The organism is Kribbella orskensis, from assembly GCF_004342085.1.
Lineage (GTDB): Bacteria > Actinomycetota > Actinomycetes > Propionibacteriales > Kribbellaceae > Kribbella > Kribbella orskensis.
In genome coordinates, this window is the sequence record NZ_SLWM01000003.1 from 469,171 (window position 1) to 495,408 (window position 26,238).

The window sequence follows — 26,238 nt, forward strand, 5'->3', positions numbered from 1 at the left end:
ACCACCGTCAACGGCATTTCAGCCTTGGGCCGTCAGGCGGATGATGATGTCGTTGACATCGACCTCAGGTGGCCGCACACCTAGGAAGAGCTCTTGACCAACTGCCGGCAGGGGCTTGTCTTCCAGGAGGTGGCGGTGAAGGAAGGCGAGTTCGGCTTCGACGGCTTCCTGATGGGCGGTGAGGAAAGGTTCGTAGTGACCACCGGGCAGGCGGACCAACTCGCCGTGGGGTGCGCGCTGCGCGGCGATCGCGGCGGGCTCGGCGAGGGCTGACTTGTCCTGGTCGCAGACGAGCACCATCAGCGGCACCTGCACCCGAGATGCGAAGCGGCCGGGCCGATAGAGCGTGACCCTGAGCGCCGAGCGGGCGGCGACCTCCTGCTGCCAGTCCGAGTACTTGTTGTCCGGGTTGAGCGCCAGATCGCCGCCACTGATGGCGTCCGGCGTCGTGAGGAGCGCGACCGTGCCTGGCTGACCGACCAACGGCACGAGCAGCGGGCGGCGGCCGACCAGACTGCCGATTGCGTCGAGGATGCCTCGGGCCGTGAAGCGGAGCATCGCCAGTGGCTTCTGGTACCGGATCGCGTTCCGCGAAGCCGCCGGGCCGTCCGCGTTAGGCGTCTGCGCGATCGCCGCCGCGAGGTGCGGATTCCGCGCCGCGACCTGGAAGATGTAGCCGCCGGACAGGGAGAACGCCCAGACGGCGATCTTCGCCGGGTCCACCTCGGGCAACGTCGCCGCGAAGGCGATGGCGGCCTGCCAGTCCGCGAGTTGCTCGCGCACCCGGGCGACCTGGCGCGGCTGACCGCCGCTCTCGCCGAGATGCCGGTAGTCGAAGGCCAGCACGGAGAACCCGGCCTGGTGGAACCGCTCCGCGAACTTGTCGGTGCCGGGCTCCTTCGTGACCGCGAACCCGCCGGCCATCACCACACAACCACCGTTCGTCCCCGGGTAGTGCCAGGCGACGCACTCGACGTCCCCACTGACGAACCGAACCTTCTCGCGCATCCGCCCACCGATCCTCTGTCCGATTAGACCCCTGCCTAGAAGTGAACCACGCGGTTCGCAAACTGTCCATGCCCGTACGCCGGACCGCGCCGCCGCAGTACTACGAAACGCGGGCGGCGGCGCTCAGGGGGCGGCCTCTTCGCGGTCCAGGGCGCGAACGAGTGCGTTGAAGCCGGCCTGGATACCAGGACCGTCGCCGCTGGTCCGCCACTCGACCAGGAATCCCCGCAGGGTGCCGAGGATCATCTCCGCCACTTCGAGCTTCCGATCGTCGGGCCAGTGCTCGGGGCAGAGCGAGAAGAGCGACGGCAGGTACTGCTTCGAGGCGTTCCGGGCCAGCTCGGCGTACCGGGCGGGGTCGTACATGGCCAGCCCGATCGCCTGGTCGAGAACCCAGGACTCCTCGCCGATCAGGATCGGCCAGATCGCCTGGACCCGGGCGGCGAGCGTCGGGCCGGCCAGAGCTTCGGCAGCAGCCGCCATGCTTCTGCTGATCCGCCGCTCGCGCAGCTGCAGAACCGCCTGGGTGAGCAGATCCTCGGGTCCGTCGAAGTGGTAAAGCAGCACCTTGTGGGTCGTTCCGGCCGCACGTGCCGCGCGCCGGAGCGAGAAGTCGACCAGCCCGTTGACGCCGAGGTCGTCGGTCACCCGGTCGAGCAGTTCGCGGCGGCGGGCCTCGCCGCGCGCCGACCCTGCCGATCGCCGGTAGCCCGCTCGCTCGCCCATTCCCTGCTCAGAGACCTCCACTGCGCCAGTATCCGTGAGGTCGCCGACTACCCTCGGCTCGCGTCGAACCGGCTCGCGGACGCGTTGCTCTCTTCGCTGGCGGATCCCGGTACGCCGAAACGCCGCGCGGCGGTGGAGCCACCCGCGCCTGACCCGCAGGACGGGATCAAGCGAAGTGGCGGACGTAGCGCTTCTGCCAGGGGGTCTCGACGGCCTTCGGATCGTAGTTGCGGCGCACGAATTCCACTGCCTCGGCTGAGGGGACCCCGTCGAGCACGGCGAGGCAGGCGAGGGCGGTGCCGGTGCGACCCCGACCACCGCCGCAGGCGAGTTCCACCCGGTCGGTGTCGGCGCGTTCCAGCACTTCCACGAGGACCGCCCGCGCCTCGGCGTCGTCGGTCGGAAGGCGGAAGTCCGGCCAGCGGAGCCAGCGCGACGCCCAGCTGACCCCGGGCGGTTCCTTGCCCAGCAGGTAGACCCCGAAGGTCGGCGTCTGCCCGACGGGCAACGGGTTTCGCAGCCCACGTCCGCGGATCAGCCGCCCCGAGGGCAGCCGCACGATCCCAGGCTCACCGACCTCCCACATATGCGTCACCGGATCACCGTAGACGCACCACGGCCCCGGACGGAGAATCGTCCGGGGCCGGGTACGCAGTACGTGTCGAGCCTGGAGGCCGTACTGCGGGTCGTGCGTCGGCCGTTGTCAGGCGGTCAGGCGCTGCTCGGTGGAGGTGGAGAACAGGTGCAGCTTGTCGGGCTGCGGGGCGAGGTGGACCAGCGCGCCCTTCTCGGCGTGCATCCGGGTGCCGATCCTGGCGATGATCTGCTGGCCGGTGGTGTGCTCTGCGCTGCCGTAGAGGTACGCGTCGGAGCCGAGCTCCTCGATCACGGCGACCCGGACCGGCACACCCTCGTCGGCGAGGTGGAACGCCTCCGGGCGAATGCCCAGCATCAGCGTCTTGTCGTCGCCGGCCTTGGCGAGCAGCGAGCGCTCGATCGGGACCACGTAGTCGCCGATCTTCGCGCCGCCGTCGGTGATCTCGGCCTCGATCAGGTTCATCGCGGGGGAGCCCATGAAGCCGGCCACGAAGAGGTTCTGCGGGGCGTCGTAGAGGTTCAGCGGGGTGTCGACCTGCTGGAGCAGACCGTCCTTCAGCACGGCCACCCGGTCGCCCATCGTCATGGCCTCGATCTGGTCGTGCGTCACGTAGACCGTGGTGACGCCCAGGCGGTGCTGCAGCTCGGCGATCTGGGTGCGGGTCTGGACCCGCAGCTTGGCGTCGAGGTTCGACAGCGGCTCGTCCATCAGGAAGACCTGCGGGTCACGCACGATCGCGCGACCCATCGCGACACGCTGACGCTGACCACCCGAGAGGGCCTTCGGCTTGCGGTCGAGGTACTCCTCCAGGCCGAGCAGCTTGGCCGCCTCCTGGACGCGCTTGGCGCGCTCCTCCTTGTGGATGCCCTGCATCTTGAGGGCGAAGCCCATGTTGTCCGCGACCGACATGTGCGGGTAGAGGGCGTAGTTCTGGAACACCATCGCGATGTCGCGTTCTTTCGGCGGGCTGTTGGTGACGTCACGGTCGCCGATGTAGATCGAGCCCTCGTTGACCTCTTCCAGGCCGGCCAGCATCCGCAGCGCGGTGGACTTGCCGGAACCGGAGGGACCGACCAGGACCATGAACTCGCCGTCCTGGATGTCCAGGTCGAGCTTGTCGACGGCCGGGGCTTCAGTGCCCGGGTAGACCCGGGTAGCTCCCTTGAACGAGACAGTTGCCATGTCGCGCTTCCTTTCCTTCGCCGGCAGGAACGTGCCGGACGATCCGTTGCAAAGGCGCCCAGGATGGGTGTCTTACCGAGGGTGGATCCCTTTGGTGATGTATCAACAATGATTGCCGCCTCAGTATTCCCACCGCTGCCGGATCTCCCTACAAATAGGTGCTACCGGGGTGGATGGCGGCCGTCATCAGGTCGAGCAGGGCGGTGACCGCCCGGCTCGGGCGCCGGCCGCTGGGGGTGACCGCGGACAACGTCCAGCTGAGATCCGTGTCGGTGATCCGCAGCCGCGTCACGCCGGCCGCCTCGTCCTGGTCGAGCTCCGGTATGACGGCGACGCCCAGCCCGGCGCGCACGTAGTCCGGCACGGTGGTCAGGTCCGGCACCTCCACCTGCACCCGTCGCGGCAGACCGGCGTTGTCGAAGGCCCGGTCGACCGTGGTCCGGTTGCCGAATCCCCGCAGCATGTCCACGAATCGCTCGCCGGCCAGGTCCGCCAACCGGATCGCCCCTCTCCCCGCCAGCCGGTGGTTCGAGGGAACCAGGACGACGAACGGCACGGTCGCCAGTTCGCGCGTTTCGAGCCCGGGCAGGTCCGCGCGGTTCAAGCCGACCAGAGCGACGTCGAGCCGGCCGTGCCTGACGTCGTCGGCGAGTCCGCTGGAACCGGTCGGCGAGGTCGTCACCTGCACCTCGACGAGCGGGTAGCGCTGGTAGAAGGCGCCGAGCAGTTCGGCCAGATCGACGAGGCCGAGCCTCGTCATCGTGCCGATCCGGACGTTGCCGCGAAGTCCGGTGGAGGCCTCCTCGACCACCGCGCGAGCCCGATCGATGGCCTCCAGCGCGGCCTTCGCCTCGGGCAGCAGGGCCTGGCCGGCATCCGACAGGGTGACCCGTCGGGTGGATCGGTCGAACAGCGTGGTCTTCAGGTCCGCCTCCAGCGCGCGGATCGCGGCGGACACGGTGGACTGGACCGTGAAGAGCCGTTGCGCCGCGCGGGTGAAGCTCAACTCCTCGGCGACGGCGACGAAGTACTCCAGTTGTCTCGAGTCCACGACTGAATTATCGATCAGAGCGATAACACGATGCAAGAAGATTCGTTGGACTCGATAGATCCGGCGAGTGAGTCTAGAAGCATGACAACTCTCTCCGGCCCCCGTGCGCTCGACAAGGCGGGCTCGCCCGTGCGGTTCGCCCACAGCACAGGGTTCTGGATGATCGCCGCCGCGTTCCTGATCACGATGGCGTTCTCCACCGTCCCGACCCCGCTCTACGCCATCTACCAGCGCCGGGACGGGTTTCCGACGTTCATGATCACGGTCATCTTCGCCACCTACGCGGTCGGCGTGATGGCCAGCCTGTACCTCGCCGGCCACGTCAGCGACTGGCTCGGCCGTCGCCGGGTCGCACTGCTCGCGGTGCTCGCCGAGGCGCTGGCGGCGGCGATCTTCCTGGTCTGGCAGGACGTGCCCGGTCTGCTCCTCGCGCGATTCGTCTCCGGCGTCGGAGTCGGCGTATTGACCGCGACAGCGACCGCGCATCTGTCCGAGCTCCGGCAGATCGCCCGGCCTCGGGAGGACGGGAGCAGGTCGGCGTTGATCTCGAGCATGGTGAACCTCGGCGGTCTGGCGTTCGGCCCGCTCGTGGGTGGCCTGCTCGCGCAGTACGGGTCGGCGCCGTTGGATCGGCCGTACGAGTTGTTCCTGGTCCTGCTGCTGCTCAGCGCACTGGGGATCGCGCTCGTGCCGGAGACCGTGGAACGACGGGAGGAGCGTCCGGCGTACCGGCCGCAGCGGGTGGCACTGCCGGCCGACGCCAAGCCGCTGTTCTTCGCGACCGCGGCCGGGGCGTTCGCCGCCTTCGCGATCTTCGGGTTGTTCACCTCGCTGGCGCCGACGTTCCTGGCGGGCACCTTGCACCACACCTCGCGGCTGCTCGCCGGGGTGGTGACGTTCGTGGTGTTCATCGCGGGTGCGACCAGTCAGGTGGCGTTCGTGCGGCTGGCGAGGCAGCAGCAGTTGCGGCTCGGGCTCGCGTCCATGTCCGCCGGTCTGGTCGGGATCGCCGTCGGCGGGCTGATCCCCAGCCTGTGGTTGTTCGTGATCGGCGGGGTCGTCGCCGGCGCGGGTGTCGGTCTGGTCTTCCGGGGCGCCGTCGCGACCGCCGCGTCGCTGGCCGACCCGGGTTCGCGCGGCGAGGTGCTCGCCGCCCTCTTCCTGATCGCGTACGCCGGACTCGCGCTGCCGGTGCTCGCGATCGGCGTTGGGATCGCCGTGCTCCCGGAGCAGGTCGCGCTGCTGGTCTTCGCCGCCATCATCCTGGTCCTCGTCAACCTCGCCGGTCTCCGGATGCTCAAGGCCCAGCGGGCCTGACGCACGCCCAGGCGGTCGGCTAACGTGCGGGTCATGATCGAGACGGCGACTGTCAGGGTGGGAGATCTCGGCGCATATCTGGCCAGGCCGGAGGGTGTCGAGGGCGGGCCGGGGATGTTGTTGCTGCCGATGATCACCGGCATCGGCGAGCAGGTCCGCGACTGGGCGGACGAGCTCGCCGGCCGGGGGATCACCGCGCTGGTGTGGGACCCGTTCAAGGGCCGCAGCACCGACAACTCGACGCGGGAGGAGTTGTCAGGGCTGTTGCGCGAGATGAACGACGACACCGCTCTCGCCGAGCAGGTCGCGCTGCTGGACCACCTTCTGGGTGAACTCGGTTGTCAGCAGGCAGGCACGATGGGCTGGTGTCTGGGTGGACGGCTCGCTCTGTTGCTGGGGGCCAGGGAGCACCGGTTGGCGAACGTGATCGCGTACCACCCGACCGTGCCGTCCAAGCTCGCGCCGCAGCACTCGTACGACACGGTCGCCGAGGTGGGCGGGGTCACCGCCCCGGTGATGGTGCTCTACCCGAGCGCCGACACCATCGTGCCGGTGGCTGATTTCGAGGCGGTCCAGACTGCGCTGCAGGCGCGGTCGACCGGTGCCACGATCACGCACTTCTACCCGGGCGCGGATCACGGGTTCTCGGATCGCGGCCGCCACGACCAGGAGGTCAACGCCGAGGCGTTCAAGCTCTCCTGGCCGCAGGCGCTGGCCTTCATCGACGCCACGACCAGCTGAGGCTGCAGCATGAATCCAGCTAGGCGGCGGCGCGGCGGTGCGCGGTCGGGCTGGTGCCGCGGACGCGTTTGAAGGCGACGCTCAGAGCAAAGGCGTTCGCATAGCCGACGCGGCGCGCGATCGACTCGACCGTGTCCGTGGTCTCGCGCAACAGATCCGCGGCGACGGTGATCCGCCAGCCGGTGAGGTAGGCCATCGGCGCTTCCCCCACCAACCCGCTGAACCGCCGGGCCAGGCTGGCTCGTGACACCCCGGTGCGATCGGCCAGCTCGACAACGCTCCACGGGTACGCCGGGTCCTCGTGCAGCAGGCGCAAGGCCTGGCCCACGACCGGGTCGCTCTGCGCCTGGTACCACCCCGGGGCGTGCGATTCCGGCCGCGCGAACCAGGCCCGCAGCGTGGTGATCAGCGCCAGGTCGAGCCACCGGTCGAGTACGGACTGCTGGCCCGGCTCGTCCCGCTGGATCTCGCCGAGCACCATCTCCATCACCGGCCCGGCGACTTCGGCCGCCGGGACCACGAGCACCGGCGGGAGGGCCGCGAGCAACCGCCTGCCGACGTCGCCCTCGAGCTGGTAGGTGCCGCTGACAACCATCGCGGCGCCCTCGGGGCGACCGCCGAAGGTGCGGACCCCGAGCCGGGCGCTGTAGTCGATAGGTGCCCCGGGCAACGGTTCGCAGATGCCACCCGGGTGGATCCGCAACTGTGGCTGGGTGCCGGGCTCGTCGCCGACGACGTACGGCTCGGGGCCGACGATCACCGCGACGTCGCCCTCCTCCATCCGGACCGGCTGCAGCCCGGCGCGGGAGATCCACGCCGACCCGCGCACCAAGGTGGCCAGCGCCAGTTGCGCGGCGTCGCGGATGTCCAGCGCCCAGGGCGGATCCATGATCGTCAGGTTGAACACACCGCCCCGCGCCCGGGTGCCGGCGAGCAGATCGTCGAGGACGTCCATGGCGGTCAGCCTACCCCAGGCTGAGACGTACAGACATGGAATTGCGCCAGACAACCATGGTTTGTCTCATCCGTTCGCGATGGACTGAAGCCATGACAAACACACCGATTCTGATCCTGAGTGGTAAGGGCAAGACCGGACGCCGCGTCGTCGAGCAGCTCGACGCCCGGCAGATCCCGGTCCGGCTGGCCTCGCGTTCGAGCGAGCGGCCTTTCGACTGGTACGACGAGAACACCTGGTCCGGCACGGTCGCCGGCATCGACACGGCGTACCTGGCTCCGCCGGTCGGGCCCACCGGGCTTGCGCAGGCGGGCAAGTTCATCCAGCAGGCGGCGTCCGACGGACTGCGCCGGGTGGTTCTGCTGTCCGGCCGGGGTGTTGGCAGCCCGGGCCGCGAGTTCGCCGTCTACGAGAGCGGCCTCGAGTTGGAGCACGCGGTCAAGGACAGTGGCGCCGACTGGACCATCGTCCGGCCCGCGTGGTTCATGCAGGGGTTCAGCGAGGACTTCATGCTCGACTACGTGCAGGCCGGGGAGATCCGGTTGTCGGCCGGCGACGGCGCCGAGGCCTGGATCGACACGAACGACGTCGGCGACGTGATGGCCGCCGCGCTGCTCGACGAGCGGCACACCGGCGAGACCTACTCGCTGTCCGGGCCGCGCACGCTCACCATGGCCGAGGTGGCGGCCGAGCTCTCCACCGCGACCGGCCGGCCAATCACCTCGGTCGACCTCGAGCCGGAGCAGCACGTCGCCGAGATGGTCGAGTATGGCGTACCGCGGGAGGACGCGGAGTCCGTCCGCGACCTGTTCGCGGTGATCCGCAACCACCGCTCGGAGTACGTCTCGGAAGGAGTTCAGCAGATTCTCGGCCGGGCGCCGCGGGACTTCGCGGACTGGGCGCGGGAGACCGCGAAGACGGGAGTGTGGTCGGTATGAACCTCACCAAGATCCTCACCCTGGCCGCACTCGGTGGGGTGGGCCTGATGAGCGGGCTGCTCTTCGCCTTCGGCACCACGGTGATGAGCTCACTGGAGCGCATGCCACCCGGCCAGGGCGCGACCGCGATGAACCTCATCAACGTCAGGATCCAGAACCCGCTCTTCCTGTTGATCTTCCTCGGGACGGCGCTGATCTGCCTGGCGCTCGCGGTGCTGGCGTTCGTCCGGGACAGTCCCGGACGGTGGTGGCTGCTGGCCGGAGCGGCGCTCTACCTGGTCGGCGTGATCGTGCTCAGCTTCGCGGTCAACATCCCGCTGAACGACAAGCTGGCCGCGCTCGACCCGAACTCCGCCGAGGGAGCGGCCGAGTGGCTGAACTACCTGGCGAAGTGGAACCCGGCCAACAACGTCCGCGCGGTGGCCTGCCTGCTCGCGGTGATCGCCTTCGGTCTCGCGCTCAACGCCGGCTCGGGTAGCCAGACCAGCTCGGGTCCAGCTGAGCACCAGACGTCCTTGCAACATCCGCGGTACTGATCCGTCGCGCGATTGTGGTCTGAAGTCGACGAGGCGAGGGGCGGCGCGAACGATGGACCAGCAGGTGAGCCAACATCGATCGGTGAAGGTTCTGCGAAACTTGTGCGGCCGGTAGCGTTGGCGAGGTGATCACCATCGAGCGCGTCATCACCGTGGATCGGCCGGTCGAGGCGGTGTTCGGCTATCTGGCCGACTTCGAGACGACGACCGAGTGGGATCCCGGCACCGTGCGGACCGTCAGGGTCGAAGGCGACGGCGGCCCGGGGACGAAGTACCGGAACACCTCTTCCTTCGCGGGTCGTGAGACCGAGCTCGAGTACGTCGTGCAGCAGCTCGAGCCGGGCCGGATCTTCCAGCTGCGCGGGGAGAACAAGACCGTCACCGCGCTCGACACGATGACGTTCCGCGCGGCCGGTGGCGGGACCGAGGTGACGTATCGCGCCGAGTTCGAGTTCAAGGGCATGACCCGCCTGGCCCAGCCGCTGCTCAAGGGCCAGCTCAAGAAGCTCGGCGACGAGGCCGAGCAGGGCATGCACGACGCCCTCCAGAAGCTCTAGCGGTGCTTGAACGCCACACTCCAAGCGGCCAAGCACCGCTAGCGGACCCCCGGAGGGCGCGAAACCCCGCCCGCGCAGCCGCAGAGTGTGCTCTGCCCGTGCTGTGGGGGTTCGCCCATTGTCAGAGCAGTGGGGTAACCCCCAGAGGAGGCAGCGAACCCCCAGAGCACCAGCGAGATCCGACAAGCACTGGCCACCATCGACTGCCACGTCCGCAGCCGCATCGACCACGAACACCTCGCACAGGCCGCCTGAAACTCACGACAAACGCCACACTCCTAGCAGCCAAGCACCGCTAGCGCCGCAGCCTCAGGTTGCCGAGCGCAACATCGTCCGGATGCCGACGGTGAGCCCGAGGGCAACGGTGATCAGAGCGGCGAGCCAGCCCCACAGCACTGCCGTCGAGGCGACATCACCTGAGAACAGCGCACGCTCCGCGTTGACCAGGTAGGACAGCGGGTTGAACTTCGACGCGACCCGCATCCACTCCGGCCCGGTCTCCAGCGGCAGCAGCATCCCCGACAGGATCATCAGCGGGAACAGGAACGTCTGCTGCACCACCCAGAACATCCAGTCCTGCTTGCGTACCGCGATCGCCAGCGCGTAGCTGAACGAGCCCAGCCCGATCCCGAACACCGCCAGGAGTGCGAGCCCGAGGATCGCGCCGTCCAGGTGCAGGTCGAAGCCGAACGGCACCATCACCGCGATCACGATCACCGCCTGGCCGAGCAGCGGGACCATCTCCTTCAGCGCCCGCCCGACCAGCAGCGACGACCGGCTCAGCGGCGTCACCATCATCCGCTCGTGCGCCCCGGTCTGGAACTCGAAGAGCAGGTTCGCCCCGGTCGCCGAGGTGCCGAAAAGCGTCGTCATCACCAGGATCGCCGGCACGAACCACTGCCAGACGCCGCCGTCGAGCGACCCGCCCATCGACCCGGCCAGCAGCGGCCCGAACAGGCCGAGGAAGATCAGCGGCTGGATCATCCCGAAGAGCAACGAGAACGGGTCCCGCAGTACCGGCTTCAGCTCGCGGGTCATCACGATGCCGGTGTCGCGGAGCAGACTGCGCCGCCCGGCTTCCGGCGTACCGAGGTGCACGGAGGAAACGGTCAGGGTGGTCATGCTGCGGCCTTTCCGGTGGAGTCGGCCTCACGCAGGCTGCGGCCGGTGAGGTTGAGGAAGACGTCGTCCAGCGTCGGCCGGTGCACCTGCGCGGTCGCGACCGGTACGCCGGCGTGCTGGGCGGCGGTGATCAGCTCGGGCAACGCGGCCGGGCCGTCCACGACACACACGGTGACCCGGTCGCCCTCGGCCACCAGATCCTTCGCGCCGGGCAACTTGTCCGCCAGCCGGGCCAGCTCCTGCAGGTTGCCGGGGGCAACGGTCAGCTGGAGCAGGTCGCCGGCCAGCTTCGCCTTCAGGGCATCGGCGGTGTCGTCCGCGATCACCTCGCCGTGGTCCACCACGACCACCCGCTCGGCCATCGAGTCGGCCTCGTCCAGGTAGTGCGTGGTGAGCACGATCGTCATCGAGTACTGCTCGCGCATCCGCAGGATGTGATCCCACAGGTTCGCACGGTTCTGCGGGTCGAGGCCGGTCGACGGCTCGTCCAGGAAGAGCAGCCCGGGCGCGTGCACCAGGCCCATCGCGACATCCAGCCGTCGGCGCTGACCCCCGGACAGCTCGGACACCTTGCGGCGCGCGAGGTCCTTCAGCTCGAGCGACTCGAGTAGTTCCTCCGCGCGCTGGCGTGCCGCGCGCCGGTCGAGGCCGTAGATCACCCCCTGGCCGTACAACTCGTCGCTGACCCGCTGGGAGTGCCCGGCGCCGTTGCCCTGGCCGACGTAGCCGATCTGCCGGCGGACCTGGCCGGGCTCCGCGGCGACGTCGTACCCGGCGACCTTCGCGGTGCCGGAGGTCGGGCCGATCAGGGTGGTGAGCATCCGCAGCGTGGTGGTCTTGCCGGCGCCGTTGGGGCCGAGCACCGCGACGAGTTCGCCCGGTTCGACGTCCATGCTGATGCCGCGGACCGCGTGCACGGTCTCGGTGCGGCTCACCACGAAGTCCTTGGTGAGCTCTCGGGTGCTGATCACGGGTCGTCTCCTTCGTCGGGGTTCCTGGGGACGACATTTCCAGGAGTAGAGGACAGATTCTGGCCGTTACTCGTGGCAATCTGAAGGCATGTCCGAAACCTCGGCTCGACTTCTCTCGCTGCTGTCCCTACTCCAGGCGCGCCGCGACTGGCCGGGCGCGCTGCTGGCCGAACGGCTGGAAGTCAGCCCGCGCACGGTCCGCCGCGACGTGGACCGGCTGCGCGACCTCGGTTATCCGGTGCGCGCGACCAAGGGCCCCGACGGTGGCTACCGCCTCGACGCGGGCGCCGATCTGCCTCCGCTGCTGTTCGACGACGACCAGGCGATCGCGGTCGCCGTCGCGCTGCAGACCGCGACGACCACCGTGACCGGCATCGAGGAAGGTGCCCTGCGCGCGCTCGCCACGGTTCGCCAGGTGATGCCTGCGCGACTACGGCAACGGGTCGACGCCCTGCAGGTCACCACGGTCGACCGGTACGCCGGTTCGCGCCAGATCAAGGTCGACTCCGAGCACTTGATCGCGATCGGTACCGCGCTGCGCGCCCGCGAGGTACTGCCCTTCGACTACGAGTCCCCTGGAGCGTCAGAGGACGAGTGGGTGCCGCCGCGCCGGGTCGAGCCGCACCACCTGGTGACCTGGGGCGGCCGGTGGTACCTGGTCGGCTGGGACCTCGAGCGGGACGACTGGCGCACCTTCCGGGTGGACCGGATGTTGCCGAAGACGCCGACAGGGCCGCGCTTCACCCCGCGCGAACTCCCCGCGCCCGACGTCGCGACGTACATCTCGAGTCGTTTCCAGAGCCGGGACCAGTGGCCGTGCCGCGGTACGGCGATCCTGCAGGCGAAGGCCTCGGACATCGCCCGCTGGGCCGGCCGCGAGGCCCTCGTGGAAGAGGTCACCCCGACGTCCTGCCGCCTCACGCTGAACGGCTGGTCCTGGACCGGCCTGGCCGCCACCTTCGGCATGTTCGAAACCGATCTCGAATTCGTCGGCCCATCCGAACTGAAGGAGGCGGCCATCAGCCTGGCCGGCCGCTACACCTCCGCCGCGTCCTAGCGCCCGCCGCAAGCTGTGTGCCCAGGGTGCGGATCAACGGATGATGATGACCAGTTTGCCGAGTTTGTGGTTGCCGAAGTCGGTAACGGCCTGGTGTGCCTCGTCGAAGGTGTAGGTGCGGAAGACAGGGACTTGAAGGCTGCCGTTGGCCGTTGCCTCCAGCAACTTCGTGAGTTGCTCGCTGGTCGCGTCCGCCATCGCCGTCAGAACGGTGACGTCGTCGCGACCGGCCTGCTCCGGGGTCGCGCCCAGCGCTGACGCCAGACGTCCACCCGGCTGCAGAACCCCGGCCAACGTGGCGGGGTCGCCGGCCGCGTGGACGACTGCGGTCACGCCGTCCGGTGCCACTACCTGGACAGCGGCGCCGAGGTCAGCGGTGTAGTCGACGACCTCGTGCGCGCCCAGCCCGCGAACGAACTCGGCCGCTCCGGGACGAGCCGTACCGATCACCTTCGCCCCGGTCGCCGCGGCCAGCTGTACCGCGACAGCTCCGACACCGCCGGTCGCGCCGGACACCAGGACTGTGTCATCGGCTGTGAGCTTCAGGGCGTCGAGCAGAGCGGTCGCGGTGAGACCGACAAGGCCGAGCCCGGCCGCCTGGGCCGAGCTGACCGCTTCGGGGATCACGGCAGTCGTGCCGGCGTCGACCGTCGCGCTGTCGGCGATAGCACCCTTGCCCAGAGCCATCCCGGTGATCACCCCGGCCACCCGATCGCCGACCTGGACATTCGTCACACCATCGCCAACCGCCTGCACGAGGCCCGCGAAGTCGCGGCCCAGGGTGACCGGGAAGGTGTGCGGCATCAGATCCCACAGGTACCCCGCCGCCGTCGCCGCGTCGATCCCGTTCACCGATGCCGCCTCGACCGCGACCCGGACCTGACCCGCCTCGGGGATCTGGGCCGGTACTTCCTGGATCGCGGGCTTCTCGTCGCGTTCCGCAATCGCCAATGCGCGTGCCATCTGTAGCCACCTTCGAAGTCTTAACCGGGGACTGGTCCCTACTTAGTTCCGACGGTACCACCAATCGGGGAACACTCCCCACTTAGCCCCGTATGCTGGACCCCATGCCGACCGAGAACCTGCGGGCCGATGCCGAGCGCAACCGCCAGTTGCTGGTCGAAACCGCGCGGGCCGTCTTCGCCGAGCGCGGCCTCGACGCGCCCCTGGACGAGATCGCCCGTCGCGCGGGCGTTGGTAACGCCACCCTCTACCGCCGGTTCCCGGTCCGCCGGGACCTGATCGCGGCGGTCTTCCTTGACACCCTCCGGCAGGTCGTCGACGCCAGCGAACGCGCCCTGGCCGAGCCCGACCCGTGGAGCGCGTTCGCTGGACACCTGGTCTTCCTGGGCGAGCTCCAGGCGAGCAACCGCGCTCTCGCCGATCTGCTCACCGCGTCGATCGGTGGCAAGGGGGAGTTGGCCGAGCTCCGCGGGGTCGCATTCGACAACCTCAACCAGTTGATCGACAACGCCCGGGACGCGGGTGTCCTGCGCGCCGACTTCGGCCACGCGGACGTAGTACTGATCCTCATGGCGGGCGCCGGCCTGATCCAGCGAACGGCCGACGCCGCACCCACCGCCTGGCGGCGCCATCTCTCCTATGTCCTCGACGGTCTCCGCGCCGCGGGTGCCACCCCGGCCACACCCGCCCCCACAGACCGCCAGGTCCTAGCCGCAATGCGCACCCTCACCCGAACCAGCGGGTGCGCCTGACCGGCGGAGGTAGAGGACACAAGTTGTCCTCTTCCGCTGGAAGACTCGAGGCATGACGACGAAATCGAACAATCCCGGTGGTAAGGGCACTGTCACGCCGTACGTCTCCGTCCGGGGCGCCACAGCCTGGCTCGAGTTCGTGGAGAGCACGTTCGAGACGGAGAAGGCATTCCGGGTTTTCAACGAGGACGGGACGATCGGGCACGCGGAGGTCACGGTCGGCGACTCGGTACTGATGGCGTTCGACGCGCGGCCGGACTGGCCGGCTACACCGAGCTTGCTCAGTGTGTACGTCGACGACGTGGACGGGGTGCTGGCGCGGGCCCTGGAGGCGGGTGCGACGGTGGTGACCGAGCTGACCACGTCGAGAATCGTCGGCGATCGCGGCTGCCGGATCAAGGACCCGCAGGGCAACATCTGGTGGCTCCAGACCCACCTGTACGACGTCGATCCGGCGACGCTGCCCGAGTTGTTCGCGGATCCTGCCGAGGCGGCTGCGATGAAGGCGCTGCAGGACTCCTTCGACGCCGAGATGCGCAGTCGCCGCTAAGGTAAGCGACCGTCAGCCGCGGGCGGGGTGCTGAGGGAGGCTAGGCGAGGGGCGAGCAGGGGTCAGCCGGAGTCGAGCAGGTCAGCCGGAGTACAGGACCGGGTTCAGCGGGGACGAGATCGTCTCGCCGGCCGCGTTGCCTGGCAGCCACGCGGCCAGGTCGGCTTCCTGGAAGTTGTTGGCCGGCGGCGCGATCTCCATCGCCGCGTCCACGTAGATGATCGTCATCACCCGGCGCGGTACGTCGGTACCGTTCGGCGCCGCGTGGTGGAACGTCCAGCCGAGGTGGTAGCTCACCTCGCCCAGTTCGTACGGCTCGACGACCTCGGGGAACGACTGCTCGGCCAGCGCCTCCTGCAGCACCCGCTCGGACTCGTCACTGATCGGCAAGTCCCGCCCGTGCTCGAAGGTGTGACTCCCGGAGGCGAACGCCAGTGGCCCCATCTCCAGCGGTGTCTCCTGCAGCGGGATCCATACGGTCACACACCGATCCGTGGCGAACGGCCAGTAGTACTGGTCCGCGTGCCACGGCGTCACCCCGCCGCCGGACTCTTTGTAGAGCGCCTGATCGTGGTACAGCCGAACCGATCGGACGCCGAGTAGTTGCGCCGCGACCCGGGCCAGCCGCGGCGACGAGACGAACTCCAGCACCCGCTCGCTGTCCTGCCACAGGTTCATCACCTGCAGGAACGCCTTGCCGTAGGTGTCGCGCTCCTCCAGCGGCAGGTCTTGCGTGTTCAACTCGATCACCTTGCCGGTGATCTCCGGCTCGTACTGCGTGATGGTCTCCGGGCTGAGCACGTTCTTCAGCTTGACGAACCCGTGCTCGGCGAACCGCGCGATCGCGTAGCGGTCGAGGCTGTAGTTCGACTCGAGATCAGTCCGGGTCACCGTCATCCCAACAGGGTCCTGGGACCCTTAATCGTTGTAAAGATGAGCGATCAACTTTTCTGCCGCCGGTCCGGCCGACGGCGATGCCTGAGTCAGCCGGCGAAGCGGTCGATCGCGGCCAGCACGAGGTCGGAAACACTCGCGCTGCTGGCCCCGTGGCCGGCGTCCCCGACGATGTGCAACTCGGCGTCGGGCCAGGCCTGGGCCAGATGCCACGCGGTGTCCGGCGGGCTGCTGATGTCGAGCCGGCCGGTGATCAGTACTCCGGGGATGCCCGCCAGCTTCCCGGCGTCGCGGAGCAGTGCGCCGTCTTCCACCCAGGCCGCGTGTCCCCAGTAGTGCGAGACCAGCCGCGCGAAGCGGAGTCGCAGTACGGGGTCTTCGTAGCGCGGATCCGGCTGGTAACCGGAGTACGTGGCGACGTGGGTGTCCTCCCACTCACACCAGGCCCGGGCCGCCCGGTCGCGGACAGCCGGATCCGGGTCGTGCAGCAGGCGGGAGTAGGCCAGGGCCAGGTTCCCGTCCCGCTCGTTCTCCGGTACGACGTCGCGGAAGCGAGCCCACTCCTCGGGGAAGATGCGGCCCATGTCCCGGGTGATCCACTCGACCTCGCGGGGAGTCGTGCTCGTGACGCTGAACAGGACGATCTCGGAGACCGACGACGGGTGTTGCTCGGCGTACGCGAAGGCCAGCGTGGCTCCCCACGATGCCCCGAGGACGAGCCACTTCTCGATGCCGAGGTGCTCGCGCAACTGCTCGATGTCCGCGACCAGGTGCCAGGTGGTGTTGGTGCTGAGGTCCGCGTCCGGCTCGGCGGCGTCTGGCGTACTGCGCCCGCAGCCACGCTGGTCGAACAGCACCACCTTGTACTTCGCCGGGTCGAAGTAGCCGCGCCAGAACGGCCGGGCCCCGGAGCCGGGTCCACCGTGCAGCACGACCGCGGGCTTGCCGTCGGGGTTGCCGCACACCTCCCAGTAGACGAGCTGGCCGTCTCCGACGTCGAGCATGCCGTGGTCGTACGGTTCCGTGTCCGCCGGGTACATCGAAGGCCTCCGTCGTGTCAGATCTAACAGTGCTGTTAGATTACTACCATGGACGGCGCGATCGGCACCCAATTACGGCACGTGCTCGAGTTGCTCGACGGGGACGTGGCGAAGGTCTACCTGGACCTCGGCCTGCCGGAGTACCGGCCGCGCTTCTCGCCGATCGTCCGCACGATCGTTGCCGAGGGCCCGTTGTCGATCCGCGACCTGGCGACGGCGGTCGGCGTGACGCACTCGGCCGCGAGCCAGACGATCGCGCAGTTGCAGCGCGCCGGATTCGTGACCCTGCAACCCGGCTCGGACGCCCGGCAGCGGATCGTGCACCTCACCGACAAGACGCGCGAACTGCTGCCGACCATCGAGGCCGAGTGGAAGGCGACCACTGCCGCGATGGCCGAGCTGGACGGCGAACTGTCCGTGCCGCTCGGTCAGGTCCTGGCCGAGGTGGTTGCCGCGGTCTCGCGTCGGTCCTTCCAGGAACGGATCAGCTCACGCGGCGTCATGGAAAACCAGCCCCAGCGTGTGGCGGAGTCCTGACCGGACCGTGCTCACGCCGTGCCGCACCGGGGACGCGGACCAGCCGCGCGCGGACTTCACCGGGCGGTCGCGAGTGGTGAAGATCAGCCCGTGCCCCTGCGGCAAGGACGTGACCGTACCGCGGGACTGCGCGCGCGGCCGCTGCTCGACCAGGAGGAACTCGCCGCCGGCGTGATCCACGCTCGGCCGGTCCAGCCCGATCACCACCTGCAGCGGGAACACCAGGTCGCCGTACAGGTCGCGATGCAGTGCGTTCCAGTCGCCGGCCTGGTACTTGAGCAGGATCGGCGTCGGCTTGACCTGTCCCGCCTGGTGGCAGGCGTCGAGCCACTCATCGAGGGTGTCCGGCCAGGGCGCGGATCGCCCGAGTCGCGCGGCCCAGTCGCGCGCGATCGGCAGCAGGTGCGGATAGAACGCCTCCCTCAGTTCGGCGATCACCTCGGGCAGCGGGTGGTCGAAGTACCGGTACTGCCCCGAGCCGAACCGGTAGCGGGCCATGTCGATCGTGGAGCGGAACCGGTGCACTTCGTCGTACAGGCCGGAGATCTCGGTGCACTGCTCGGGCGTGAGCAGGGGTGGCGTGAGCGCGCAGCCGTGCTCGTCGAGTTCCGCGGTCAGCTTCTGCCAGTCGAAGTCCATACCTGTAGAACGGCCTGCGACCGGGACGTGTGAGTGCTCACAGCACCCCGGTGTAGGTCAGCGCGAACGTCCCACACGGGAACAGGAAGAGCGACGCGAGCACGACGACGCCCTTGAAGGTCATCCCCGGCCCGATCAACCGCCGGTACGCCGCGACGAGCACCGGCACCATCACGATCTCCAGCGCCAGCATGCTCCGCGGAATCACCGCATCGAGCGCGGCCAGTACGACGGACAGCCCGGCGGCCGCGATCCAGAACGCGAAGCCCAGCCGGTACGTCGTACTCGCGCCGAGGCGCACCGCGATCGTCCGGTAGCCCGCGGCACGATCCGCCTCGAGATCGGCGAGCGTGGTCGGCAGGTAGAGCCCGATCGCGGCCAACGTGCCCTGCAACGCCATCAGCCACGGGAAGTCGCTGAGGTCCGGGTTCACCGCGGCCCAGCCGGCCAGTGGGCCGAAGGTGCCCAGGGCAAGGGAATTCACGGCGACATCGAACCCGGCCCGGGTCTTGAGCCGCACCGGCGGCACGCTGTACGCCCAGCCGAGCACCAGGGCGAGCACGACACCGAGGGTGAACACGACGCCGACGAGCAGGCCCACTGCGATCGAGGCAATCCCGGCGGCGATCGCGAGCTGCTTGGCGCGTTTGAGCGTGACGCGGCCATCCAGGAGCGGTGACTTCGACTTCCGAGGATTCAGCAGGTCGCCCGGCAGGTCGTACGCGTCGTTGATCGCGAGCACCGCCAGCCAGAGCAGCGGACCCATGACCACGGCGCCGACCAGCAACCGCGGCCAGTCCTCGACGGCCGGCACCAACCGGTGCGTGGCCAGCAGAATCCCTACGTAATAAGGAACTACCGACACCACCCAGAACGCCGGGCGACCCACCGCCAGCACGTCCTTGATCCGCGCACCGGTCGAGCGTTTCGCCGGCGCCGCAACCCTCGGTCCCACCACTGTGGTCACGAGACCCACCCTGCTCCCGCACTGGTCCGGCGTCCTCCCTCCACCGGGTGAGTCGTCTCACTCGCAGGTCCCACCCAGCGTGGACTGTGGTCGAGAACACCCACCAGTTGGTGTTGCTGCGGCAGCCGCAGTCGCGGGCAGCCGCCGAACAGTATGCGAGAGATTCCGCCGCAGCCGCCAAAGCGGGGATCTAAGGGCACTAGGGTGCTTCTACACCGATGGAGGAGGCAGCAGTGTCTGGACGTCTGACGGATGAGGTCGTGCTGGTCACCGGCGCCGCTCGGGGCATCGGCCGCGCAGTAGCCGCCAAGGCCGCCGAGGAAGGCGCCGCGGTCGCGCTGCTCGACATACTGGCTGATGAGCTCGCCGGCACCACCGAGGAGATCAGGAAGACCGGCGCGACGGTGGCCGCCGCGGTCGGCGACATCACCGACGAGGACTCTGTCCGCCGATCCGTCGCCTCGCTGACCGAGGAACTCGGCAAGCCGATCACCGTGCTCGTCAACAACGCCGGCAAGAACGCCTACGCGGATGCCACTCAGATGACCGTCGAGGAGTGGGACAGCGTCTTCGACGTGGACCTGAAGGGCGCCTGGCTGATGGCGCGCCAGGTGCTGCCCGCGATGATCGCCGCCCGGCACGGCTCGATCGTCAACATCGCCTCGATCCACTCGAACCTGACCACGGCCGGCATGTTCCCGTACGCCGCGGCGAAGTCCGGCCTGGTCGGCATGACCCGCAGCCTCGCCCTCGACGTCGCCCCGCACGACGTCCGCGTCAACGCCGTCAGCCCCGGCTTCATCGGCACCGACCTGCTCGAGGAGTTCTTCGACACCATCCCCGGCGCCCGCGACTCCGCCCTCCAGGTCCACCCCCTCGGCCGCATCGGCACCCCCGAGAACGTCGCCGAAGTCGTCTGCTTCCTAGCCTCCGGCGCCGCCGCCTTCGTCACCGGCGCCAACTGGTCCGTAGACGGCGGCCTAGGCATCCGCTACGCCTGACCAGGTACTCCGCCCCACGCCGCTCCTCCGTCGCTATGCCTGACCAGGTACTCCGATCCCACGCCGCTCCTCAACAAGAGCGGGTGGCTCGCGGTTCCGAGCAGCCTCGGGTGAAGGTGGTCGCCAGGTCGGCCATCCGGGTGACGGGCACCTCCGCCCGGGAGTTCCTGGGCCAGAGTCACTCGTCAGCCGCGAAGGGCGGCGACTGTGCCAAGCAGGCCGAGGTGTTCGAGTGAGTTCAGGACGTCGTCCACAGTGCCCGGTGGGTTCTTCCAGGCATCGGCCATGCGCTGAACCTGGGCGTAGACAGCTTGCTGGTCGAGGTCGATGAGGTCGAGCAGGAACTCATCAGCACTCATTGCCTCGACGTTCCATTCGCCTAGCGCATCCGCCGGGAAGTCGTTCAGGTTCTCGGTGACGATCACCTGGGCGTTGGCTTTGATCGCCGCGGCCAGGACGTGTCTGTCGCCGGCATCGGGAAGCTTCAGGATCTCGATCAGGGGCTCGTAGCCGGTGACCAGCACGTTGCGGACGGCGCGGTTCATCAGCACCCGAGTCCGGTCGAGCTTGGCCGGGTCGAGATCGGGGCGGTTGGCCTTCAGATTGCGGAACGTCTCGTCGAGGATCTGCTCTGTCCACTTGGCCTGTACGAGATCAGCCTGCGCGACCCGGATGATGAGGTCCCGCAGGCTGTTCGGGTAAAGGACGTTCGCGTCGTATATGACGATGAATGCCACGTCAGTACAGGCCCATCTCCCGATTTAGCGCGGTCAGTTCGTCTGCCACCTCGCGGCGTTCCTGGTCGTCCTTGCGCAGGTAGTCGAGCAGCGAGTCGGCACGTACCCTGCGGTGCTTCCCGACCTTGCGGTACTCGATCTTCCCGTCGTCCAGGAGTCCGATCAGGTACGGCCGGGAGACGTTCAGCAGGTCGGCAGCCTGTTGGGTCGTCAGTTCGGCGTGGGTGGGAACTACGGAGACGGCCTGTCCGGCGGCCATGTGAGTGAGGATCCGGGCCAGCAGCTCGAGGGCGCCTCGCGGAACCACCAGGGTGTCGTCCGGGTCGTCTTCGACAACCAGACGGACATCGCGGTCGTCGTGATGGCTGGCCAGGTATCGCTGCACTCGCCTCACCGCGCCGGTGGCGGTCCTGATCGCGGAGGCATCCGGGCGTACGGATGACAGTTCTGCGGCACTCATGGAGTTACTCCTTCCGGCGATCCGCTGGGTGGTCGACCAGCGTTCGCCAAAAGCAGTATCCGCAATAAACGAAACAAACGCAACAGGTGTTCAATAGCCAACGTCGCCGGCGCACGAACCGCGTCTCGTTCAGCATGTGCGAGACCGTGGTCACCGACACCTGGGCGATCCGGGCAACGTCCGACATCTCGACCACGCCCCATTGCCACCCGGTACTGCGAACCGCGCGCGCCCACTCGGTGACGCTGAGCTGATACCGGCCGAGGATTGTGCGGGGTGTCCTAGAGTGGACGGCGTACCGGAGAGTTCTCCGGTGGAGCGTGCCGACGGTCCTGACGTCGGCCTCGATCGAACGAGGAGAAGTCGTGGCCGAGCAGCGGACGGTGCCTCTGCGTGCCGATGCCCTGCTGAACCGCGAGCGGATCCTCGCCGTCGCGTACCAGGCGTTCGCCGAGGACCCGAGGGTCTCGATGAACGCCGTCGCCAAGCTCGCCGGCGTCGGCGCGGGCACGCTGTACCGGCACTTCCCCACCCGCGAGGACCTCGTGCTCGCCGTGTACCAGCAGGAGGTCCAGTCGCTGGTGGAGGCCGTCGACGGCATCCTCGACGAGCACCCGCCGCTGGATGCGCTCCGCGTGTGGTTCCTGCGGCTGGCTGCCTTCGTGCGGGTCAAGCATGGTCTTGGCGAGGCGCTCCAGACGGCGACGGCGCAGGATGTCGTGAACTCGACCGCGGCGCCGGTGATGCAGGCCATCCGTACCCTCCTCCAGGCGTGCGAGGACGTCGGCGAGGTCCGCCCGGGCCTCGATCCCGCCGACGTCCTGCAGCTGATGGGCTTCCTCTGGACCGTTGCCCCCGGCAACGCAGGTGAGGAGCAGGCCGGACGCGTGCTCGAACTCGCGATCCGCGGCCTGAAGTAGCCGCCGGCAACAAAGCAACTGCTCTAACTACAGAGACGTCTCCAGTAGGTCCGGCCGGATGGCTGTCTCCGCTGAAGCGATGCCGTTGATCGCCTGAAGATCCTCAGCGCTCAGCTCGAGGTCCTGCGCGGCCAGATTCTCGCGAACGTGCGCCAGGCTCGTAGTACCGGGAACCGGCATCATCGCCGGCGACTGCGCCAGCAGCCAGGCGAGTGCGATCTGCGAACCGGTCGCTCCGTGCCGGGCGGCGATCGGCTCGATCACCCGACGGGAAGCGTCCGGGCCGGCTGTGTCAGTGGGTGCGCCGGGCGTGCTGAGCGACACCGGCTGCCAAGGGGAGAAGACAAGGCCGGCTTCGGTTGCCGCCTTGAGCAGTTCGGCCTCCTGCCGGGCGACGACGTTGTAGTGGGCGGTGACCGCGGCGATGTCGACGATCGCCTGGGCGGCGCGCAGTTGCTCCGGGGTCACGTTCGAGAGGCCGATGTGCTTGATCAGGCCCTGCTGCCGGAGCTCCGCCAGAGTACCGATCTGCTCCTCGAACGAGGCGTCCTGCGCCCACCCGGTGTGCAAGTAGTACAGGTCGATCTGCTCGACGCCGAGGCGCCGGGCGCTCAGGTGCGCGGACTGCCGCAGGTAGTTGGCGTTGCCGATCGGGCTGAGCGACGAGAGCTCACTGCCGCCGCGGACGAAGCCGCCCTTGGTCGCGATGACGAGCTGCTCGGGATACGGGTGCAGTGCCTCGCGGATGAGCAGCTCGTTGGTGTGCGGCCCGTAGGCGTCGGCCGTGTCGATCAGCGTCACACCGGCCTCGACAGCCTGCCGCAGCAGCCTGATCCCGCCCTCGTGGTCGGCGTACTCGCCCCAGAGGCCCTCGCCAGTGAGCCTCATGGCGCCGTAGCCGATCCGGCCGACCTCGAGGTCGCCGCCTAGTGTCAGTCGCGTTCTGGTGGGTGCCACAGTCCTGAGCCTTTCGTCGGATGGAGCGGTTAACCGGAGACGTCTCCACTTTAGCGGAGAGCTCTCCGGTTACCAACTCGGCTGAGACCGGCGACGGCCGAACCAGATCCAGCAGTTGGGCGCCTACAACTCGTCCGACCGCGGCGGGAGATGATTTCCGGGTGACTGGGATCGAGGTACGACGGGCCAAGCCGGATGACGCGGAGGCGCTTGTCAGGCTCAGGGGATTGATGCTTGCGGCGATGGGCCAGGACATCGGCGGTGCGGACGCACCATGGCGGGAGGCCGCGTTGCGGTTCTTCACCGAGCAGCTCGCCTCGCCGGAGACGTTCGCCGCGTTCGTCGTCGACGACCCGGAGATCGGCGTGGTCGCCGGCGCCGCAGGGAACTGCAACGTGCACCCGCCCGGCCCGAATGACCTCAGCACGACGCGCGGGCACCTGTACAACGTCAGCACCGAGCCTGCCTTCCGGCGTCGCGGCCTGGCTCGCGCCTGCGTCATCGCACTGCTCGACTGGTACCGCGACGAGACCGCCGTCGGCCAGGTCGAGCTCCACGCCACCGCGGAAGGCGACGGCCTGTACCGCGCGCTCGGTTTCGCCGACAGCAGCTACCCTGCCCAGCGCCTGAGGATCGTCCGCGCTTGAGCCCTCTCGAGAGCGAGCGAGCATGGAAGAGCGATTCATGGGTTCCGCGGGATCGGGCACCAGAGGTCGAGGCAGCAGGGGTCGTGAGATCCCGGACCGAGAAGGGGTTCTGCCTGATCAGGCAAGTAAGAGGTGAGGACGCCCTCAACGTGGGCGCGGTGTGAGGAGCTTGTCGATGCGAAAGATGAGGGTCGCCGCCCTGGGGATCGCGGCGGCGGTCGCCGCGGGAACTCTGTATCAGCTCCCCGCCAGCCCGTTCGCCCGCAACGGCTACCCGGAGCGCCCGGCTGCCAACACCTCAACCGGCCCATCCCAGAACGACCCAGGGGAAGCCGAGAACCAGGCCGCCAGCGATCCGGGCACCAAGGTCTCGCCCAAGACGAGCTCGGCGTCGGGCGGACCGGCCGAGCAGATCACCTACCCGCAGCAGGGGACAGTGCGCTACTCGGTGCTCCCCGGCAACCCGGCCGCGATCGGAAGGGCCGGCACCCTCCGCACCTTCCAGATCGCGATCGAGGGCGGCATCAAGGGCGTCGACCGCACCGCCTTCGCCAACTTCGTCCGGGCCACGTACGCCGCCCCGCAGGGCTGGGCCTCCGGTGGACTCTGGCGTTTCCGTCAGGTCGGTCCCGGCCAGGCGGCCGACTTCACCCTGATGCTCGTCACGCCGTCGACCCGCGACACCATCTGTGGCGGCGGCCCCGACCGGTACACGAGTTGCCGGATCGGCGATCGCGTCGTGCTGAACGTCGCCCGCTGGGCTCACGGTGTCCCGAACTACGGAGCACCGCTGCCGCAGTACCGGCAGTACATGATCAATCACGAGACCGGCCACCGGCTCGGCCGCGGGCACGAGCTGTGCCCTGCTGCGGGACAACCCGCGCCCGTGATGCAGCAGCAGACCCTTGGCCTGCACGGCTGCACCGCCTACGCGTGGCCGTATCTCGGCCACACTCGCTACAAGGGTCGCCTCGGGCAGTACGACGACCCGATCCCCAGCAGCTGACCGCTCATTCCTCGATGATCGAGAGCACGTTGCCCGCCGGGTCCTTGAACCAGGCGATCGGCGGTCCGCCGGCCCGGAAGACGCCCTGCTCGTCGTGGCCGTCGCCGTACCGCTCGAACGTGATCCCGCGGTCTGCCAGGCCCTTCGCGGCGGCCGCGATGTCGTCCACCGGGAAGTTCAGGATGGTGAACTCGGCCGGCACATGGTTGTCCTTCGGGTACACCAGCACCGGATTCCCGCCGGCGATCTGCAGCTGGAGCATCCCGTTGTCCTCGGTCACCTCGAGCCCCAGCGTCCCGGCGTAGAACTCCCTCGCCGCCGGGATGCCGTCCACCGAGAACCCGCTGAACGCCTTCGTCTCCTTGAACATCTCGTCCTCCTAGCGTCACGCACCATGCGGTGCCCTTCACCAGGTACGTCGACGCCACCCCCGTCCGCTTCGACATCACCCCGCCGGTACGGCGTAGGCGGGGATCAGCCGGTACGGCGTACTCAGGCGGTACGCCGTACGCGCGGTGGTCAGTTGTGCAGGATCGCTCGCGGGAGGGACTGGTCCGTCGTGGTGGCGGTGACGGTGGCCGACTCGAGGCCGTCGGCGACGGTGTGCAGCAGGCGGACCAGCTGGGCCGCGTCGGCCGGACCGAGGATGCCGGTGATCACGTCGAGGACGCGGACCGTCAGGCCGTCCAGCTGAGCCAGTCGCGCCTGGCCCACCCCGGTGACGGCGAGCTCCGGGGAGATGCGAACGAGGCCGAGCGCGGCGAGGTCGGCGATCGCGAGCTCGGCCTCGCCGGAGGTGGTGCCGATCTGCTCGGCGACGGCCTCGACCGTGCCCCGGCCGTTCGAGATCGCGCTCAGCACGAGAGCAGCGGGCATCTTCATGCCGACGGCGTCCTGGAGGCCGAGGATCAGTGGGTGTGCATGGCCGCGGACCCGCTCCACGGCGTCGAGCAAGCGGAGCGCGTCGCTGACGTCTCCGATCAGTTGTTCGGTCTGGACGGTGGCGATCCCCGTTGGCAGTACGACCCGTTCAGGAACAGCCAGAGCCCTCGGCCCAGCGTCTTCGATGGTCACGCCACCCAGCGTACGGAGCGGCGATGTCACACCCGGCGTGTCGTTCCTGAGGAAACCCTGTGAATTGGCTCTCCAGCGAGAACCGAACAAAGCTTCGAGCGGCGATGAGGAATGGATTCCACTTTCTGGACGATTGGCCAAATTCGGGCGTGACCTGACGTCCGCGTCGTCCGTTGGATCTGACGTGACGGTGAACACACGGCGCACCGGCACCGCGCTCGCTCCGCGCCTGAAGGCCGACCACCCCTCGAATTACCAGGAGGACCGTGTCGAGCCTGCCGCGGCGACTCCGACGTACCGGTCGTGAGCCGAAAGCCGGCTCGGAGGAGGAGACA

34 protein-coding genes are annotated in these 26,238 nt (G+C 68.8%); 15 read left to right on the forward strand and 19 right to left on the reverse strand.

Annotation, left to right across the window (positions count from 1 at the left end; all coding sequences use genetic code 11):
* Positions 1-18: 18 nt before the first annotated feature.
* The 5 genes from EV644_RS11120 to EV644_RS11140 form a co-directional block, all read right to left on the reverse strand.
* Positions 19-1,008 carry an alpha/beta hydrolase gene (locus EV644_RS11120; RefSeq protein ID WP_132191748.1) on the reverse strand — a complete coding sequence of 330 codons (990 nt, stop codon included), beginning with the start codon at positions 1,006-1,008 and terminating at the stop codon, positions 19-21.
* A gap of 123 nt (positions 1,009-1,131) precedes the next feature.
* The gene (locus EV644_RS11125) at positions 1,132-1,755 is read right to left on the reverse strand and encodes a TetR/AcrR family transcriptional regulator (protein WP_199239743.1); all 624 of its coding nucleotides are present in this window, start codon (positions 1,753-1,755) and stop codon (positions 1,132-1,134) included.
* Positions 1,756-1,900: 145 nt separating this feature from the next.
* Positions 1,901-2,320 (reverse strand): protein-tyrosine phosphatase family protein, encoded by a 420-nt coding sequence (locus tag EV644_RS11130; protein ID WP_132191823.1) that lies wholly within the window; start codon positions 2,318-2,320, stop codon positions 1,901-1,903.
* A 117-nt stretch (positions 2,321-2,437) separates the two neighbouring features.
* Entirely contained in the window at positions 2,438-3,514 is a 1,077-nt protein-coding gene (locus EV644_RS11135; protein WP_132191747.1) for an ABC transporter ATP-binding protein, read from the reverse strand.
* A gap of 148 nt (positions 3,515-3,662) precedes the next feature.
* Positions 3,663-4,565 carry a LysR family transcriptional regulator gene (locus tag EV644_RS11140; RefSeq protein ID WP_132191746.1) on the reverse strand — a complete coding sequence of 301 codons (903 nt, stop codon included), beginning with the start codon at positions 4,563-4,565 and terminating at the stop codon, positions 3,663-3,665.
* Positions 4,566-4,646: 81 nt separating this feature from the next.
* On the opposite strand from EV644_RS11140, the gene EV644_RS11145 reads away from it, so the two are divergent.
* Entirely contained in the window at positions 4,647-5,882 is a 1,236-nt protein-coding gene (locus EV644_RS11145; RefSeq protein ID WP_132191745.1) for an MFS transporter, read from the forward strand.
* 33 nt (positions 5,883-5,915) lie between these two features.
* Positions 5,916-6,623, forward strand: a complete 708-nt coding sequence (locus EV644_RS11150; protein ID WP_199239744.1) for a dienelactone hydrolase family protein — start codon at positions 5,916-5,918, stop codon at positions 6,621-6,623.
* Positions 6,624-6,642: 19 nt separating this feature from the next.
* Here EV644_RS11150 and EV644_RS11155 read toward each other — a convergent pair whose 3' ends face one another.
* A complete protein-coding gene (locus EV644_RS11155; protein WP_132191743.1) occupies positions 6,643-7,578 on the reverse strand; it encodes an AraC family transcriptional regulator in 936 nt (311 codons plus the stop codon).
* A gap of 92 nt (positions 7,579-7,670) precedes the next feature.
* Here EV644_RS11155 and EV644_RS11160 point away from each other — a divergent pair, with 92 nt between their 5' ends.
* The 3 genes from EV644_RS11160 (at position 7,671) to EV644_RS11170 (ending at position 9,609) form a co-directional block, all read left to right on the forward strand.
* Positions 7,671-8,516 (forward strand): NAD(P)H-binding protein, encoded by an 846-nt coding sequence (locus EV644_RS11160; RefSeq protein ID WP_132191742.1) that lies wholly within the window; start codon positions 7,671-7,673, stop codon positions 8,514-8,516.
* A complete protein-coding gene (locus EV644_RS11165; protein WP_132191741.1) occupies positions 8,513-9,052 on the forward strand; it encodes an anthrone oxygenase family protein in 540 nt (179 codons plus the stop codon). The genes EV644_RS11160 and EV644_RS11165 overlap by 4 nt, the downstream gene beginning before the upstream one ends.
* Before the next feature lie 125 nt (positions 9,053-9,177).
* Positions 9,178-9,609 carry an SRPBCC family protein gene (locus tag EV644_RS11170; protein WP_199239745.1) on the forward strand — a complete coding sequence of 144 codons (432 nt, stop codon included), beginning with the start codon at positions 9,178-9,180 and terminating at the stop codon, positions 9,607-9,609.
* 309 nt (positions 9,610-9,918) lie between these two features.
* Here EV644_RS11170 and EV644_RS11175 read toward each other — a convergent pair whose 3' ends face one another.
* A complete protein-coding gene (locus tag EV644_RS11175; RefSeq protein ID WP_132191740.1) occupies positions 9,919-10,731 on the reverse strand; it encodes an ABC transporter permease in 813 nt (270 codons plus the stop codon).
* Positions 10,728-11,702: an ATP-binding cassette domain-containing protein gene (locus tag EV644_RS11180; protein WP_132191739.1), complete on the reverse strand. Its 975-nt coding sequence runs from the start codon at positions 11,700-11,702 to the stop codon at positions 10,728-10,730. Before EV644_RS11180 ends, EV644_RS11175 begins: the two co-directional genes overlap by 4 nt.
* An 88-nt stretch (positions 11,703-11,790) precedes the next feature.
* Between EV644_RS11180 and EV644_RS11185 the strand changes: the two genes are divergently transcribed.
* Positions 11,791-12,759, forward strand: coding sequence for a helix-turn-helix transcriptional regulator (locus EV644_RS11185; RefSeq protein WP_132191738.1), 969 nt, complete (start codon positions 11,791-11,793; stop codon positions 12,757-12,759).
* 33 nt (positions 12,760-12,792) lie between these two features.
* Here EV644_RS11185 and EV644_RS11190 read toward each other — a convergent pair whose 3' ends face one another.
* The gene (locus EV644_RS11190; RefSeq protein ID WP_132191737.1) at positions 12,793-13,722 is read right to left on the reverse strand and encodes an NADP-dependent oxidoreductase; all 930 of its coding nucleotides are present in this window, start codon (positions 13,720-13,722) and stop codon (positions 12,793-12,795) included.
* Positions 13,723-13,826: 104 nt separating this feature from the next.
* On the opposite strand from EV644_RS11190, the gene EV644_RS11195 reads away from it, so the two are divergent.
* A complete protein-coding gene (locus EV644_RS11195) occupies positions 13,827-14,474 on the forward strand; it encodes a TetR/AcrR family transcriptional regulator (RefSeq protein WP_199239746.1) in 648 nt (215 codons plus the stop codon).
* Positions 14,475-14,526: 52 nt separating this feature from the next.
* On the forward strand, positions 14,527-15,024 hold the full coding sequence (locus EV644_RS11200) for a VOC family protein (protein ID WP_132191735.1): 498 nt from the start codon (positions 14,527-14,529) through the stop codon (positions 15,022-15,024).
* Positions 15,025-15,105: 81 nt separating this feature from the next.
* On the opposite strand, the gene EV644_RS11205 is transcribed toward EV644_RS11200, so the two are convergent.
* The gene (locus tag EV644_RS11205) at positions 15,106-15,921 is read right to left on the reverse strand and encodes a phytanoyl-CoA dioxygenase family protein (RefSeq protein WP_132191734.1); all 816 of its coding nucleotides are present in this window, start codon (positions 15,919-15,921) and stop codon (positions 15,106-15,108) included.
* An 86-nt stretch (positions 15,922-16,007) separates the two neighbouring features.
* Positions 16,008-16,958, reverse strand: coding sequence for a prolyl aminopeptidase (gene pip / locus EV644_RS11210; RefSeq protein WP_132191733.1), 951 nt, complete (start codon positions 16,956-16,958; stop codon positions 16,008-16,010).
* A 48-nt stretch (positions 16,959-17,006) separates the two neighbouring features.
* Here pip and EV644_RS11215 point away from each other — a divergent pair, with 48 nt between their 5' ends.
* On the forward strand, positions 17,007-17,495 hold the full coding sequence (locus tag EV644_RS11215) for a MarR family winged helix-turn-helix transcriptional regulator (RefSeq protein ID WP_132191732.1): 489 nt from the start codon (positions 17,007-17,009) through the stop codon (positions 17,493-17,495).
* Here EV644_RS11215 and EV644_RS11220 read toward each other — a convergent pair.
* Positions 17,448-18,134, reverse strand: coding sequence for a 2OG-Fe(II) oxygenase (locus tag EV644_RS11220; protein ID WP_132191731.1), 687 nt, complete (start codon positions 18,132-18,134; stop codon positions 17,448-17,450). The genes EV644_RS11215 and EV644_RS11220 overlap by 48 nt on opposite strands.
* A gap of 37 nt (positions 18,135-18,171) precedes the next feature.
* Entirely contained in the window at positions 18,172-19,101 is a 930-nt protein-coding gene (locus tag EV644_RS11225) for a UbiA prenyltransferase family protein (RefSeq protein ID WP_241998872.1), read from the reverse strand.
* 233 nt (positions 19,102-19,334) lie between these two features.
* Here EV644_RS11225 and EV644_RS11235 point away from each other — a divergent pair, with 233 nt between their 5' ends.
* The gene (locus tag EV644_RS11235) at positions 19,335-20,102 is read left to right on the forward strand and encodes an SDR family NAD(P)-dependent oxidoreductase (RefSeq protein WP_132191730.1); all 768 of its coding nucleotides are present in this window, start codon (positions 19,335-19,337) and stop codon (positions 20,100-20,102) included.
* 185 nt (positions 20,103-20,287) lie between these two features.
* On the opposite strand, the gene EV644_RS11240 is transcribed toward EV644_RS11235, so the two are convergent.
* Genes EV644_RS11240 through EV644_RS47725 form a run of 3 tightly spaced genes read right to left on the reverse strand, consistent with a single transcriptional unit; the run spans position 20,288 to position 21,459 of the window.
* Complete coding sequence (locus EV644_RS11240) at positions 20,288-20,839, reverse strand: PIN domain-containing protein (RefSeq protein ID WP_132191729.1); 552 nt, start codon at positions 20,837-20,839, stop codon at positions 20,288-20,290.
* Between the two features lies 1 nt (position 20,840).
* Entirely contained in the window at positions 20,841-21,299 is a 459-nt protein-coding gene (locus EV644_RS11245; protein WP_132191728.1) for a helix-turn-helix domain-containing protein, read from the reverse strand.
* A gap of 4 nt (positions 21,300-21,303) precedes the next feature.
* Positions 21,304-21,459: a hypothetical protein gene (locus EV644_RS47725; RefSeq protein WP_369410493.1), complete on the reverse strand. Its 156-nt coding sequence runs from the start codon at positions 21,457-21,459 to the stop codon at positions 21,304-21,306.
* On the opposite strand from EV644_RS47725, the gene EV644_RS46225 reads away from it, so the two are divergent.
* Together EV644_RS46225 and EV644_RS11255 are read left to right on the forward strand one after the other, a co-directional pair.
* Positions 21,386-21,553, forward strand: a complete 168-nt coding sequence (locus EV644_RS46225) for a hypothetical protein (RefSeq protein WP_241998870.1) — start codon at positions 21,386-21,388, stop codon at positions 21,551-21,553. The two genes, EV644_RS47725 and EV644_RS46225, sit on opposite strands and share 74 nt — an antisense overlap.
* Positions 21,554-21,664: 111 nt before the next feature.
* A complete protein-coding gene (locus EV644_RS11255; RefSeq protein WP_132191726.1) occupies positions 21,665-22,219 on the forward strand; it encodes a TetR/AcrR family transcriptional regulator in 555 nt (184 codons plus the stop codon).
* Positions 22,220-22,246: 27 nt separating this feature from the next.
* Here the strand turns inward: EV644_RS11255 and EV644_RS11260 are convergent, their stop codons facing one another.
* Positions 22,247-23,176: an aldo/keto reductase gene (locus tag EV644_RS11260; RefSeq protein WP_241998869.1), complete on the reverse strand. Its 930-nt coding sequence runs from the start codon at positions 23,174-23,176 to the stop codon at positions 22,247-22,249.
* 161 nt (positions 23,177-23,337) lie between these two features.
* On the opposite strand from EV644_RS11260, the gene EV644_RS11265 reads away from it, so the two are divergent.
* Together EV644_RS11265 and EV644_RS11270 are read left to right on the forward strand one after the other, a co-directional pair.
* On the forward strand, positions 23,338-23,823 hold the full coding sequence (locus EV644_RS11265) for a GNAT family N-acetyltransferase (RefSeq protein ID WP_132191725.1): 486 nt from the start codon (positions 23,338-23,340) through the stop codon (positions 23,821-23,823).
* Between the two features lie 175 nt (positions 23,824-23,998).
* Complete coding sequence (locus EV644_RS11270) at positions 23,999-24,829, forward strand: DUF3152 domain-containing protein (protein WP_241998868.1); 831 nt, start codon at positions 23,999-24,001, stop codon at positions 24,827-24,829.
* A 4-nt stretch (positions 24,830-24,833) separates the two neighbouring features.
* Here EV644_RS11270 and EV644_RS11275 read toward each other — a convergent pair whose 3' ends face one another.
* Positions 24,834-25,199: a VOC family protein gene (locus tag EV644_RS11275; protein WP_132191724.1), complete on the reverse strand. Its 366-nt coding sequence runs from the start codon at positions 25,197-25,199 to the stop codon at positions 24,834-24,836.
* 149 nt (positions 25,200-25,348) lie between these two features.
* Positions 25,349-25,903 carry a winged helix DNA-binding protein gene (locus EV644_RS11280; protein WP_132191723.1) on the reverse strand — a complete coding sequence of 185 codons (555 nt, stop codon included), beginning with the start codon at positions 25,901-25,903 and terminating at the stop codon, positions 25,349-25,351.
* 184 nt (positions 25,904-26,087) lie between these two features.
* On the opposite strand from EV644_RS11280, the gene EV644_RS47130 reads away from it, so the two are divergent.
* Positions 26,088-26,210 carry a hypothetical protein gene (locus tag EV644_RS47130; protein WP_255511352.1) on the forward strand — a complete coding sequence of 41 codons (123 nt, stop codon included), beginning with the start codon at positions 26,088-26,090 and terminating at the stop codon, positions 26,208-26,210.
* Positions 26,211-26,238: the final 28 nt, after the last annotated feature.

What these genes read in the sequence shown, in the direction of transcription:
- EV644_RS11165 (WP_132191741.1), top strand. Translation starts at nt 8,513, where the DNA reads ATGAACCTCACCAAGATCCTCACCCTGGCCGCACTCGGTGGGGTGGGC.
- EV644_RS11160 (WP_132191742.1), top strand. Translation starts at nt 7,671, where the DNA reads ATGACAAACACACCGATTCTGATCCTGAGTGGTAAGGGCAAGACCGGA.
- EV644_RS11245 (WP_132191728.1), bottom strand. Translation starts at nt 21,299, where the DNA reads ATGAGTGCCGCAGAACTGTCATCCGTACGCCCGGATGCCTCCGCGATC.
- EV644_RS11190 (WP_132191737.1), bottom strand. Translation starts at nt 13,722, where the DNA reads ATGGCACGCGCATTGGCGATTGCGGAACGCGACGAGAAGCCCGCGATC.
- EV644_RS11120 (WP_132191748.1), bottom strand. Translation starts at nt 1,008, where the DNA reads ATGCGCGAGAAGGTTCGGTTCGTCAGTGGGGACGTCGAGTGCGTCGCC.
- EV644_RS11135 (WP_132191747.1), bottom strand. Translation starts at nt 3,514, where the DNA reads ATGGCAACTGTCTCGTTCAAGGGAGCTACCCGGGTCTACCCGGGCACT.
- EV644_RS11130 (WP_132191823.1), bottom strand. Translation starts at nt 2,320, where the DNA reads ATGTGGGAGGTCGGTGAGCCTGGGATCGTGCGGCTGCCCTCGGGGCGG.
- pip (WP_132191733.1), bottom strand. Translation starts at nt 16,958, where the DNA reads ATGTACCCGGCGGACACGGAACCGTACGACCACGGCATGCTCGACGTC.
- EV644_RS11150 (WP_199239744.1), top strand. Translation starts at nt 5,916, where the DNA reads ATGATCGAGACGGCGACTGTCAGGGTGGGAGATCTCGGCGCATATCTG.
- EV644_RS11270 (WP_241998868.1), top strand. Translation starts at nt 23,999, where the DNA reads ATGCGAAAGATGAGGGTCGCCGCCCTGGGGATCGCGGCGGCGGTCGCC.
- EV644_RS11205 (WP_132191734.1), bottom strand. Translation starts at nt 15,921, where the DNA reads ATGACGGTGACCCGGACTGATCTCGAGTCGAACTACAGCCTCGACCGC.
- EV644_RS11215 (WP_132191732.1), top strand. Translation starts at nt 17,007, where the DNA reads ATGGACGGCGCGATCGGCACCCAATTACGGCACGTGCTCGAGTTGCTC.
- EV644_RS11275 (WP_132191724.1), bottom strand. Translation starts at nt 25,199, where the DNA reads ATGTTCAAGGAGACGAAGGCGTTCAGCGGGTTCTCGGTGGACGGCATC.
- EV644_RS11155 (WP_132191743.1), bottom strand. Translation starts at nt 7,578, where the DNA reads ATGGACGTCCTCGACGATCTGCTCGCCGGCACCCGGGCGCGGGGCGGT.
- EV644_RS11185 (WP_132191738.1), top strand. Translation starts at nt 11,791, where the DNA reads ATGTCCGAAACCTCGGCTCGACTTCTCTCGCTGCTGTCCCTACTCCAG.
- EV644_RS11195 (WP_199239746.1), top strand. Translation starts at nt 13,827, where the DNA reads ATGCCGACCGAGAACCTGCGGGCCGATGCCGAGCGCAACCGCCAGTTG.
- EV644_RS11200 (WP_132191735.1), top strand. Translation starts at nt 14,527, where the DNA reads ATGACGACGAAATCGAACAATCCCGGTGGTAAGGGCACTGTCACGCCG.
- EV644_RS11175 (WP_132191740.1), bottom strand. Translation starts at nt 10,731, where the DNA reads ATGACCACCCTGACCGTTTCCTCCGTGCACCTCGGTACGCCGGAAGCC.
- EV644_RS11220 (WP_132191731.1), bottom strand. Translation starts at nt 18,134, where the DNA reads ATGGACTTCGACTGGCAGAAGCTGACCGCGGAACTCGACGAGCACGGC.
- EV644_RS11145 (WP_132191745.1), top strand. Translation starts at nt 4,647, where the DNA reads ATGACAACTCTCTCCGGCCCCCGTGCGCTCGACAAGGCGGGCTCGCCC.